This is a genomic window from Paenibacillus sp. SAF-068, from assembly GCF_051967555.1.
GTDB lineage: Bacteria > Bacillota > Bacilli > Paenibacillales > Paenibacillaceae > Paenibacillus.
Genome location: NZ_JBQCJX010000001.1, coordinates 1,989,927 through 2,002,914, shown reverse-complemented (window position 1 = coordinate 2,002,914; position 12,988 = coordinate 1,989,927). Strand labels below are relative to the sequence as shown.

Below are 12,988 nucleotides of genomic sequence, written 5' to 3'. Positions count from 1 at the left end.
TCATTAACCTTTGGTTGCCCCGCCCATACTGAAGCCCTTGGACATGTAACGCTGGGAGAAGATGTACAGCACAACCGAAGGCATCGTATAAAGTAGTGAAAATGCAGCCAATCTGCCGTATTCAACCATACCGTGGCTGCCGAAGAATTGATAAATCGTGACCGATGCCGGAAGTTTCTCCGGTGTCTGGAGCAAGATATAGGGCACGAAGAAGTTGCCCCAACTTCCCGAAAAGGTAAATATCGCTATGGTTGCAATACCTGGCAACATTAGCGGAGCCACAATTCGTCTTAATCCATTCCATACGGACGCGCCGTCAATCCAAGCCGATTCTTCCAGATCAATCGGCACTGAATCCATGAAATTTTTCATCATCCAGATGCCGTAAGGAAGTGAGGATGCAGTCAGGAACAGCATCGTGGCAATGATGCTATTTTGCATTTTGAAGAACAGAAACATCTGGAATACCGGAACCATCACGGCGGTAATCGGAAGAGCTGTCATGAACAGAATCGATAACAGGAAGCTCTTCTTGAATCTCATTTCATAACGGGATAGAGGATACGCGGCAAGAACCGATACCAGAACAACCAATATCGCTTGCCCACCCGACAGAATCAGGCCGACACCGAATGAACGAAGATTGCTCGAATCCCCGAGTACATCCTTGAAATTTTGAATGGTCCAGGTACTGGGCATTTTGATACCCTGTTGTGCGTTCGGATCAAATGAAGCCAGAATGATCCAGAGCAGCGGCAACAAAAAACAGAGCCCTAGAAAGACTAGAATCCCGTACTGGATTTTACGTTGAAGCCCATGTTTGACCATAGGGATCGAACCTCCTTCATGGTTACACTTTCACTTTCATGGATCGCATGTAAAACAGGCTGGCGATAATACCAATAAACAGCAGGACCAGCGATATGGCTGTGCCATACCCAAATTGATAGTTCACAAAGGCCTGGTTATACATGAAGATCGGCAAGGTTTGTGTTGAAGTACCCGGGCCACCACCGGTCATCGTATAGATCAGCGTGAACACACCCAGTGTCTGCAGGGTAACCAACATCATATTGGTCACGATGGACCCCTTTACCATTGGAATCGTAATGTGTCTGACGATCTGGAACCCCGTAGCACTGTCAATAATGGCAGCTTCTTCGACTTCCTTCGGAATATCATCCAGAGCCGATTGATAGACCATCATCGAAAAGGCTGTGCCATGCCAGATATTCGCGATAATGACACTCACCATAGGGAAACTGAACAACCAGGAGATCGGATTCGCCCCAAACCAGCCGAGAATCTGATTCAATGAACCATTGTCACTGAAAAAGGCAACCATACAGAATGCCACAACAATCTCGGGTGTCACCCAACCGGCAATAACGATGATGCCGATGACCCGGCGGAACGTCACATTTTTTTCTTTCATTAGAAGAGCCAGAATGAATCCAAGCAGTACCTGCCCAATCACTGCGGAGAAGATGAGAAAGACCAGTGTGCGCCAGACACTAATCCGAAAGTCCGGATCATGGAACATATTAATGAAATTCTGGAATCCGACAAACTCCAAACTCTTGGCTGCCGCCCCGGTCAGAGCCATATTCGTAAAGGCAAAACAGATCGTCAGAATGATGGGAACAATGAAAAACACAAGTAATAACAGTACGGAAGGCATTAGAAACAGAAATGAGCCTGGTGCTTTCCTTTTCATAAGTCACTCTCCATTCGAACCGGAAAAAGGGGAGATTGTGCCTCCCCCTCCGAATATATCGATATCCTTATTTCTCTTCGATGCTGTCCGCGCCAAGGGAACGGGATACGTTGTCCTTTAATTGTGTAATTCCCTCTTCCGGCGTCAGCTTGCCAGATGCAATACTCTCAACAATGCTTTGCAATTGCGCGGATACCGTTGCATATTGATCGTTCGCTGGACGGAAGTGGGCCACATTCAAGAGTTCCTGTGCTTCTTTGGTATATGGACGATCCGTATAACCTTCAACTTCCGTGGAATCATTACGTGGGCTGAGGCTGCCTTCCGCCACTACACGAGCAGTCGCATTTTCCTTATTCATCAGGAACTCGATAAATTTCCAAGCTGCTTCCTTATTTTTCGCTTGTGCAGGAACAGACCAAGCCCATCCTCCAGACATCGTCGTTGCCCCAGGTTCTTCGCCATTTTGTGTTGGGAATGGTGCAAAGCCTATTTTCTCTTCAACGTTGGCAATTGGAGCAGCACCATTCTCGGCCCATGTCGAACCTGCCCAACTACCATCTACAGCCATCGCCAGTTTGTCTTGCGGGAACTGTTGCTGGAATGCAATACTGCCAGCTTGTCCATTCAAAGCGACCTGCATGGTCGGGCCTGTTTTATCCGTGTTAAACACTTGATCTATGAATTTGAAAGAATCCAGCAGGCCCGGGCTGTTAACGACCCATTTCTTGCCCGTGTCGTTATACAGCGTATCCGCCGTACCATAGAGCAGCATTTCCAGCGTTTGCATGGTGACACCTTCACCGTTTGCTTTGCCCACGATCATATTAAGTGGCGTCACACCCGGAAGCTTTTGCTTGATGGTACGTGCTGCTTCGAGAACTTCTGCCCAGCTTGCAGGTTTGAATGGAACTTCAAGTCCCGCCTGTTGAAAAAGCTCCTTGTTGTACCAAATTCCCCGTGTATCCGAGGTAGCCGGAACGCCATATACCTTGCCATCTTCACCTGTAACCCCTGCCTTCAGGTTGTCAATGATGTGATCTTCCCAATCAGACCATCCCTGAACCTGTGTATCCAGCGGCTCCAGATATCCCGCAGCAGCATCCGATTTGATGATGGATGTATCTTCGGCAATGACATCAGGCGCCGTATCCGGGGATTTCATCTGCAAAACCATTTTGGACGTATAATCTCCCTCACTAGCCAGTACAGGCGCAATATTGATTTTGATATCCGGATTTTCTTTCTCGAATTGATCCACCAAACCGGATTGGAAGAATTTCGTAAGTGTATCTTCAGATCCTGAAGAACGGAACGAAACGGTTACTTCCTTCTTGCCATCACTGGTTGTGCCTGTACTTGAACTTCCGCCTGAACAGGCAGTAGTAAGAATGAGCAAGGATGTCATAACTGCTGCTACCGGCATTTTCAATGATATTTTTCTCATGATTCGCTCTCCTCTTGTCGGAATTCAATGAACTCCAAACGTTATGATGTACTCGCAGGTTATCTCTTGCTTGCCTATCTATTCCTGAAGGCAATCCTATTTCTGTACGCGGAATCCGCAATAATCCATCATCAGCTCACTAAAGAGCATGTTGGACCATGAAAACCATGGGCGGGTATACTCATGTGGATCGTTAGCCGAAAAGCCTTCATGGGTCAATCCGGTGCCCGCATCCGTCTTCTGAATAAGCTGGAGCAATCGCAGTTTTTCGTTACGATCCTCTGTAGTCAGCCCCTGCATGGATAAAGAGATATGCCAGATGTACCCTTCTGGTGTATGTGGGCTTCCGATTCCAGCAGCTGCTGTACCCTCATAAAAATACGGGTTCTGCGAGGATAGAATAAAACGGCGCGTATTCTGATACACCTCGTTGTTCTCATCCACATACCCGAGATACGGTAAAGACAGCAGGCTCGGCACATTGGCATCATCCATCAGATTGTAATTGCCTTTCCCGTCTGTTTCGTATGCATATATGGTTCCGTATTCCGGATGCTCCACGATGCCATAATCCTGAATACCTTTGTTGATCTGTTCCTCCAGCTCCTTAGCAGTGGCAGCCATCGTTTCATCCTCGAACACAGTTTCAGCAATTTCCTGCAGATATCGAAGCGCTACAACGGCAAACATATTGGATGGAATCAGATAACCATATTCACAGCGATCGTCGCTGGGACGGAATCCCGACCAGGTCATGCCGGTATAGACTGTTTCAGTACCTCGTCCTTCACGACTGAGCGTATCGGTTTCGGGAGCATCTAGACGTTGGAACGTGTAGGGTGATTTCGTCTCATGATGCTGTTCCACTTGCCACAACTGCATGATAATCTGGGCTGCTTTACGGAACGTATTATTGAATTGACTTGTTCTGCCCGTGTTCTTCCACAAGAGATAACTGAGCTGAATCGGATAAGCCAGTGAGTCGATCTCATACTTCCGTTCCCAGATCCAATCATTCATCTGCGTCAGGTCTTCCTGATGTCCTTTTCCACTCTCCGTCTCATTAAAAGCGTTTGCATAAGGGTCCAGGAGAATATAATTCAGCTGACGCTCAACCAGTCCAGCGATCATGTCTGCGATATCTTCATCCTCTGAAGCGAGAACCAGATAAGGTCTGACCTGAGCAGCAGAATCACGCAACCACATGGCAGGGATATCTCCCGTAATCACAAAAGTCGTTCCATCTTCTTTGCGCTGAATTGTGGTCGCCATCGTATTGGTAAAACAATTTTTGAACATTTGGTTAAGTTCCGAATAATCCGGCATACGTGTGTTAACCCGATCAATCATGTCGTAGATCGAGAGGGAAATGTCTTGATCATCTCTGGGTGTCAGCATGTTGTCCTCCTTATGTAATCCAGTTTGTTAACCGCTTTCATCATCCTAAAACGAATATAATGTTATGTCAATATATTTATTTGTATATTAGCATGTTATTCTTATTTTTCGTCACTAAATAGTATACCAATTGAGATAATCCTCCTTTTTTAATCCACGCCAAAAAGAGACCTCGTTTCCACGAAGTCCCTGTCTGAACCCAATAATGATATAGCCGCTAAAATTAACCTTTTTGTTTCAGCGAACTTGTTGATTTCCCCTTCACCAAGCGGGCAGGCAAAACAACTCTGTTCACTGCCATTTCATTGTTCTGCATACTTTGAAGCACCATCTCGAATGCTTGTTTCCCCATATCAAACTGGCTTTGTCTCATATGTGTTACACGGCTTCCTTCGGCAGCGTTCGGACTGTCAAAGCAAATGATGGACAAATCTTCCGGGATTCTCAGACCAAGTCGATCGGCTGCCTGTTCTGCAAGTAAAGCAATATGGTACTCCGCGGCAAAGAGTGCGGTAATCTGCGGGTATTTCTGTAGATGCTCCACCAGCGTCTCCACATCACGAACCTCAACTTGAGGGTCGAACACGCTAGGCAGTGTCGAAAGAAAAGATTCCAACCACAATTCCCTGTTCACCAGTACACCTTGATCCTGATGTGCCTCAATAATGCCTTCAATTCGTTCTTCAATCGGTGTGGTGTTCGCCGGAGGCTGTGTCAGAAAAGCGATGTTTCGATGACCGAGATCGAACAGATAATTCATCCCTTCTCTTGCCGCGCCTACGTTATCCGTACTGACAGATGAAGCCGGAATACCTTTCAGGTACCGGTCAATCAGGACAAACGGGAACTTGTTAACGACCAGTTTAAGAATCTCATCGCTGAAATATTCTCCCTGTGCGGGGAAGATAATCAATCCATCCACACCCAGTTCCAGCAATTCCTGAATGCTCTGTTCCTCCTGCTCGGGAATCCCGAAGGAGCGTCTAAGTACGAGAAAACAATCATGTTCTCGCGAAGCTTCTTCCATGCCATATAACAGTTCCGTGCCATACATGTCACTGAAGTTGGTCATGACCAGACCAATGAGCAGCTTCTTATCCGGATCTTTAACCGCAGCACGCGGGGCGGGCCTGTTAGGTCTTTCTTGTAACACATCTGCTGTGTCGGCTACAAAAGAACCCCGTCCCGGCTGACGAACAATTAATTGTTCACTCGCCAGCATCTCAAGTGCCTTTTTTGTTGTAATCCGGCTAACTCCGAATTCATCACATAATTCCTTCTCCGATGGAACACGCTCACCCACTTGATATTCATGAAGCTGTATCCGTTCGCGCAAGGATTCAAAGATCTGTTCATACATCGGCTTGGATGCCGAGTCTTTCCCCAATACAAGCACCTCCATAAATACCCATACTTCTCATGTTCTACATCCTAATATATCATGTTATATCATTAATGTGAAGAAAGAAGGCTACTCCCCTGCTGTCATATGAGAGCAAAAGAAAAAGCATCCCAATGGAATGCTTCATTTTCTTAAGTTCATGATTAAATTTATTTGGCGTACATAACCATAGCCGAGAAATGATTTATAACATAACCACCGTTAGAAACGGCTACTTGAGAATACTTTATATCCACTACATTTACAGTATTGATCCCATTTAAAAATTCATTCAGTTCTTTCTCCAACTCTAAAGTACTTGCATTTTCAAATATTTTCACTTGTGTTCTCATCGTTCATCTCCCTATCCATTTGATAATGACTTAGGGGTATTATACGTCTTTTAGGCATTTAGGTCGCATATCAAACTATTGCACTCCCATCTGCCCCTTGCAAAACCTTATATTTTCTAACTTCTTTTTGACACCGCCATCCATTATAGTCGGCTCTGGCTATAATATCGCATCACCTTGCGATACATCGTCTTGTCCTTTAACTGATTGAAAATATAGGGGTCTGGCTTGGCATTTACCTCAATAATCCATGGCGTTAAACTTCGATCCAGCCCGATGTCCACGCCAATGCTCTTTAAACGTGTGTATTTCTTACTCATGTGTCGAGCTATATCAACACCCAAGCGGTTCATCTCTTGGATCAATTCTTGAACCCGTTTATCTGAAGCATGTGATTTCAACAAGGTGTGAATGCTCATTGGCTTGGCACCGCTATGATAGTTTGTGACGATTTTCTTCGGGTGACCCAGTCGGCCGATGACCCCTGTCGCTTCCCATTTCTGCCCTGGATTCAACTGGACCATTACCCTTATGTCAAAGCGCCTGTTGTTATGTTTCAAGAGATGAATACCTCGCTGAATAAGATAGCTTTTCTGCTTCACCAGGTGGGTCAAACTTCGACTGAACGATTCAAAGCTGTTGAACGTTAGACGCTTTTGATGAATCTGGTAGGCAAAATGCTGATGATTGTCCATCTCAGCCTTAATGACTCCCATTCCAAAGGTGCCTATCTCGGGTTTGATATACACCATTCCATATTTATCCAGCATGGACTTCAGGTTGGATTGGTTAAATCGCTGCGTGTCAGGGATACACGGCGTGATAGATGCGTTATTCAGCAACATTTTGGTTTTGAGCCATTTGCTTCGTAACGGTTGGGATCGTTGTAATGCATCAACTCCCACAGTTCATTCCTCCTGTTAACGTATTAGTTAATCCTGATGCTCCGAACCATGTAGTATATGCAATCGTCCCGAACGAATCTTAGGCGTCAGATATGAATCGGGACGCAACAAAAAGCCGACAAGCCCGGGTATCTCGGCTCATCGGCTTCTTATTCAGATCGTCAAAATGCAGTTATCATCTATGACACACTTTGAGTAATTAAGGTTGCAGACCCTCAGCGGTCGGTGGACCCACTTCCGTTTCAGTTTCTTCAGGGCTGGAATCTGGTTCTGGAACGGATTGTTCTTGTGCTGTGCTGATGAACAATCGTCCAGCTGCTTCAGCTTCTACTTTGTTGCCAGCTGCATCCTGAGCACGAATCACAATGATTCCACCATCCAGAACAAGGGATGAAGGTGTTGTGTACGCACCCGTGTAACGACCGGGTTCAGTCTCTACCAATGGAATCTCTCCTGCCCCTTGGGCATTCAGATTCAAAGGTAATTGAATACGGAAAGAGGCTTGCAGACCAGGTTTACTGTCAAATGAAACGGTAACACTCTCCCCTGATGTGATTCGAACATCCTCAGCCGGAGTAATATTCGTAAGTTCTGGCAACGCCGTTTCCACATAGACGGTTCGGGTTGCGGTCGTTTTGTTACCAGCAATATCGGTTGCTGTAATGGTAATCGTGTTCTCGCCTTCATTAACCAATACGCGGTGACTGAAGCTTCTGTCTTTGCCCACTTGTACGGTTTGTCCGTTGACGGTTACCTTATCGAGGAATTGTTCCACGACATTCCCCGTTACGTGAACAACTTCTGCATTAATGCGATCCCCCTGAGCTGGCGTCACAATCGTCAACTGCGGTTTGGTCTGATCCAAAATGATGACAACGGGTAGTGAACGGTCGGTTGTTTTTCCGTCCACCACTGCCTCGGCAGTAATCGCATTGATACCAGAACGGAGTTTCACACCGTGTGAGAACTTCCCATTTGCCACAGTTGTCGTACCAGCCAGATCTTTGCCGTTGTAGATCTTGATTTGAGCGCCGGATGCCGGAGACGTTCCCGACACGGTGAAGGTTGATTGATTCGTATACGTGTTGGCAGGTGTTGTGAGCACAGGTGCATTTACCGGATATCTCACAACTGCACGAATCATGTAGTTACCTTCTTCTGCAGGTGAAGTGCTCCACGCCCCGCCTACTCGCTGCCAGCTTCGACCTGCATTCGTACCATCCTCATCGGTAGCGAGTCCCGGAGCGCCAGTTCCAGCTACACTTTGTACATACACGATATAGAAATCACCCGTTACAATAACCGGTTCCGGGAATTCAACAGTTGTCCATTGATCGTTACGAAGTGCAGTACCGTCAAATGGTCCAGCCAGCTGTCGTCCCGGAGCTCCGCCCGCACCCGATGCATCATATACGGCATATTGGAACGCTGTGCCTCCAGGTACAGGCCACTCGGTGTTCCAGAAACGGAATGATGCACCTGTCAGTTGAGCGGTCTCCAGCTCTGGTGTCATTCGAACTGCCCAAGCGTTATCCGCAGCGTTAAAAGCTCGTGCGTTCTCTGCTGTTCCATCATCATAAGCAATTTCCCCTGGGAAACCGATGAATGGTTTCAAGGCAACATTCGCCTCTGCCGTACCATTACCAGTTACAGTCACAGTGACGGTTTTACTGTAATAATCAGCCGCCCGGATGGATAGAGTATAGCTTCCTTCCAATACCTGAATAACGAAGCTGCCATCTGAACCTGTGCGAACTTCACCTACATTGGCATCTTCGACCACGAGAACGGAAGCATCAGCCAGTGGTTGTCCTGTCCGCTCATCCGTTACTACACCTTCAATCTGTCCATGCGGGATTGCCTCCAGATTAAAGTTGGCTTTGGCTCCACTGCCATCGGTGATCGTCACCTGCTGGGTACGAGGATAATATCCATATGCCTCAGCTTTTAACGTGTAATCACCTGCTACGTGTGTGAAGCTGTACTTGCCTGTAGCCGAATCCGTCTTCACCGAACGTCCGGTTTCCAGTACGGTAACCGTTGCACTTGCAGGCAGGCTTTGTGGATTAACCGAACTTGTGCCTGGTTTTTCGACTTCCGGTTGTTGCTGTTTCGTTTTGTTGAATTCCGCTTTGTCTGTCCGCGTAATTTTGTACCATGGGTTATCATAGGACGGTTTTGGTTTGTCACTGTTAAGCACAACCGCATTGTCCTCTGTAACCGTCTCCGCCGCAACACCCAGTACGCGGAAATCATCAATGAACCAACCTGTCTTCACAACACTGTTGTCTGAAGTCAGACGGAACCGGAATTGTACTTCATTGCCTGTAAGTGCATCCAGGTCATAAAATACCGGTGTCCATTGTTTACCGTTTGTACTATGTGAGAATTTGCCCAGTTCTGACCATGTTGTTCCACCATCTTTGGTAACTTCCACATATCCGTAATCGTATCCGCTCTCAATCTCGTACCAATGATTAAACGTAAGTGTTCCTTCGGATACATCCGTCAAATCAATGACCGGGGATACGAGCGAATAATTGGAGCCATTCTCGTACGTATTGTCGAGATCAGTTGCCCAGACATTCGGCGGAGAAACGGCGCTGGCAGGTCCCGTTACCGGAATGCCGCGTTCCCACTCATCTTTGGTTCCCGAATGAGTCCAGCCATTATCATCACTGCCGTCGAAATGATCGATGTAGATATCTTCAGGCACCTCCACGGTAATGGAGACCTCATTCGACTTGTCACTTTCATTGCCACTATAATCTAGTGCGGCAACGGCATAGTAATAGGTCGAATTCGTAACTGTAGCCGTATCCGTAAACGTTGTTCCTGTTGTACTTCCAATGGATTCATACCCTGTACCTGCGGTTGTGGAACGATATACGACATAGGATTCGAGATCCTCATCACTCGGTCCAGTCCAGCTCAAGGCTACGTTGCCCAGAATATCAGCAGTTGCAGTCACTCCCGCAGGAGCTCCCGGTGCAAGATCATCCAATTCTTCAACTGCAAAATCATCAACATACCAACCAGCCTTTTGGACCGAGTTATCACTGGTCAGATTGAATTTGACAAATACCTGCTGTCCCGCGTATGCGCGAAGGTCCACATATTGTTTCTTCCAGTCCCCCCCCGTACCGGTGAAGCTTAACAACTCTTCGAACACATAATCGCTATCCTCGGAAGCGATATATACCTTGCCAAAGTCGATGTTATTCTCCAGATCATACCAGTGTTTGAAAGATAATAACGCACCTTCCGGACTCTCAGTAAGATCAATTGGTGGCGCAAGCAGATATGCATTGCTATTCGCCAGATAAGTGCCTTGCAAGTTGGTTGCTATCACCTTGTCACCGGAGTATGCACTTCCAGGACCACTGCTTGGTGCTCCCCATACCCATGTACTTCCGATGCCGCCTGTGGTGAAGCCTAGCTGATCTTCTTCAAAATCCTGAAGATATCCTGGCTGAACACCATTGGAGACAGACACCTTGTATACCTGACTATCGAATCCGTTATTGCCATAGTCATTCACGCGGATATAATATTCTACACCTTGTAGCTCAATAAGAAATGCTGGAATGGTCGCTGTATACGTACCATCTTTGTTATCTCCGGCAATCCGATTCATCGGCAGATAGACATATTGATTAGTACCTGTCGTTTTGGCAAATGCCTCAACGGAGACTACCGCGACGTTATCTGTCACATGAGCCGTTAGGGGTATATCAATACCAGTAAAGGCTGAATTGACAGGGGTGTGTTCCAGTACCGGCTCTTCCAGATCATCTCCGGCTGTAACGACTCTGCCGGATACTGTGCCGATCCCTTCGAGTACAGATCCCACAGCATCAAGAGCATTAATAATGCCGTGACCGTAGCCGTTATTAGGTGATGTCGGATACTGGCTATCTGTTCTTGGCGTGGCCGTATCTGTAATGATCTGCTCCAGCTGGTCCACCGTAAGGGAATGATTGGCCTGAAGCAGGAGTGCAGCAAGCGCAGTTGTATGGGGGCCTGCCATGGACGTTCCGTTCCATCCTCCCTCATATACACCACCAGGAACTGCTGAGCGAATATTCACACCAGGAGCAGATACTTCCGGTTTGATCTCACCATAAGGAGATGGACCCAACAGCGAGAAGGAAGCCAGGTTACCATTAATATCTGTGGCTCCCGTGGCGAAGCTTTCGGGGTAGTTGGCAGGGTTCGCAACAGAGCCGGGGCCACCCGGATTTGTCAATCTTACATTCCCTGCGGAGAACTCGGGGAAGATCTGCGCATCACGCCAGGCTTGAACCATGGGCCGGAACCATTCATCCAGTCCTGCGCCTCCGCCCCATGAGTTGTTCACGACATCTGGTGCAAGTTCAGGATGAAGATTGCCTTCCGCGTCCACCGGAGCAATCAACCATTGTCCGCCATCCAGAATAATGGCATCTGTTGTCTCCGGATTGAATATCCGTACACCAATCCATTTTGCACCGGGGGCAACCCCGATCTGGTTGGTGCCATCTGCTTCCGAGCCAACCATTGTACCCATAGTGTGCGTACCATGTCCGTCTTCGTCCGCAGGGAGAGAAGCATTACTGTGCGGATCATACCAGCTCAGTTCGGGATCAACGATATTGCCTGAAGCATCCAGTCCCCGCCATTTGCTGCGAAGCGCAGGGTGGGTATAGTCCACACCGCTGTCCAGATTTGCAACGACAATCCCTGTTCCATCGATGCCCCGATCCCACACGGCTGGTGCATTGATGTAGTCCAGGTTCCATTCCACGTTCTCTGTTGCAAGCTTGTCCTTGGCAGCAGGCTCATTGTCTTTGACTCCAACTGAAGAGTCTTTGGCTGGCGTTTGGACAGCCTCTTTGGCTGATGCCGCATTCGCTGATTCTTTGCTCACTTCGGCTTTCTGTAAGTATCGTGTCTCATTCGGTAGAATCTTCTCTACCTCAGGCAGCAGCGCAATCTGTTCCATGACTTCTTTGGTACTCGTCACTGCCAGTGAATTGACAATAAAATAGCTTTTATATTCTTTGACCTTGCCCTGGTCAACTTCCTTTTCCAGATAAGTTTCCAATGGATATTGTGTACGTGAGGCCGTTTCCCGCAGAGAGCTGACGACCGAATTCCGAACGGACAGCTTTGTGGCTGAAGCCGTTTGTTTGGCGATAGTCGCCTTTTCGAGGGCCTGCTTGGAGACTGCCGCTGTATCCACCTGTTCCTTCATTTTCACCAAATAGGTAACATATTCACTACCCTCAAATTCTTTTGTCAACTTGGCGTTTACTTTAGACTCCGAAACTTTGGCGAGTCCAGATTTCATATCCAATTTGGATGACGTGGAGTTTTCAGCTGAAACCGGATGAATGATCGAAAATGCAAGGAGAAGCGAGAGCCCCATGGAGATGGGCTTGCGTAACCGATTAATCTTTATCAAACTTTTCCACTCCCTTTACCCGGTTTTGTAATTTAGTCTGGTACCTATGCCCTTCTCTGCAGAATAAAACGGTAAACTATCCTTTATTGTGGACGGAATAAGCGCCCTGGATCTCACATAAAGCCTCACCTCCTTTACAGGTCTGGTTAGGGAACTATAGGGGTCAGAAGAGATAACGGATCAGTCTATGATTTTTCACTTGGAAGTTTAGGAGATTGAATAAGTCGAGTTAAGCCAAGAAAGTAAAAGATTTGAGTGTTTGAGTTGTGCAAACGAGTGTGAATGTCTATAAGCATTCATGTGGAAGGGTGATCTGGAGCGTTAGCAGAACGCTTGCCAAG

8 protein-coding genes are annotated in these 12,988 nt (G+C 47.2%); all 8 read right to left on the bottom strand.

The features are described from left to right. Positions 1-3 precede the first annotated feature (3 nt). Positions 4-828, bottom strand: coding sequence for a carbohydrate ABC transporter permease (locus tag ACTHPG_RS08790; protein WP_076211825.1), 825 nt, complete (start codon positions 826-828; stop codon positions 4-6). A gap of 22 nt (positions 829-850) precedes the next feature. Continuing rightward, complete coding sequence (locus ACTHPG_RS08785) at positions 851-1,717, bottom strand: carbohydrate ABC transporter permease (protein ID WP_091016580.1); 867 nt, start codon at positions 1,715-1,717, stop codon at positions 851-853. 67 nt (positions 1,718-1,784) lie between these two features. Beyond that, positions 1,785-3,164, bottom strand: coding sequence for an extracellular solute-binding protein (locus ACTHPG_RS08780; protein ID WP_440388746.1), 1,380 nt, complete (start codon positions 3,162-3,164; stop codon positions 1,785-1,787). Positions 3,165-3,260: 96 nt separating this feature from the next. Then, positions 3,261-4,562, bottom strand: coding sequence for a glycoside hydrolase family 125 protein (locus ACTHPG_RS08775; protein ID WP_440388745.1), 1,302 nt, complete (start codon positions 4,560-4,562; stop codon positions 3,261-3,263). 223 nt (positions 4,563-4,785) lie between these two features. Beyond that, on the bottom strand, positions 4,786-5,958 hold the full coding sequence (locus ACTHPG_RS08770; RefSeq protein WP_440390192.1) for a GntR family transcriptional regulator: 1,173 nt from the start codon (positions 5,956-5,958) through the stop codon (positions 4,786-4,788). A gap of 155 nt (positions 5,959-6,113) precedes the next feature. Next, complete coding sequence (locus ACTHPG_RS08765; protein ID WP_440388744.1) at positions 6,114-6,296, bottom strand: sporulation protein Cse60; 183 nt, start codon at positions 6,294-6,296, stop codon at positions 6,114-6,116. A gap of 143 nt (positions 6,297-6,439) precedes the next feature. Beyond that, positions 6,440-7,201: a YheC/YheD family protein gene (locus ACTHPG_RS08760; protein WP_440388743.1), complete on the bottom strand. Its 762-nt coding sequence runs from the start codon at positions 7,199-7,201 to the stop codon at positions 6,440-6,442. Positions 7,202-7,400: 199 nt separating this feature from the next. Next, positions 7,401-12,647: a S8 family serine peptidase gene (locus tag ACTHPG_RS08755; RefSeq protein ID WP_440388742.1), complete on the bottom strand. Its 5,247-nt coding sequence runs from the start codon at positions 12,645-12,647 to the stop codon at positions 7,401-7,403. Positions 12,648-12,988: the final 341 nt, after the last annotated feature.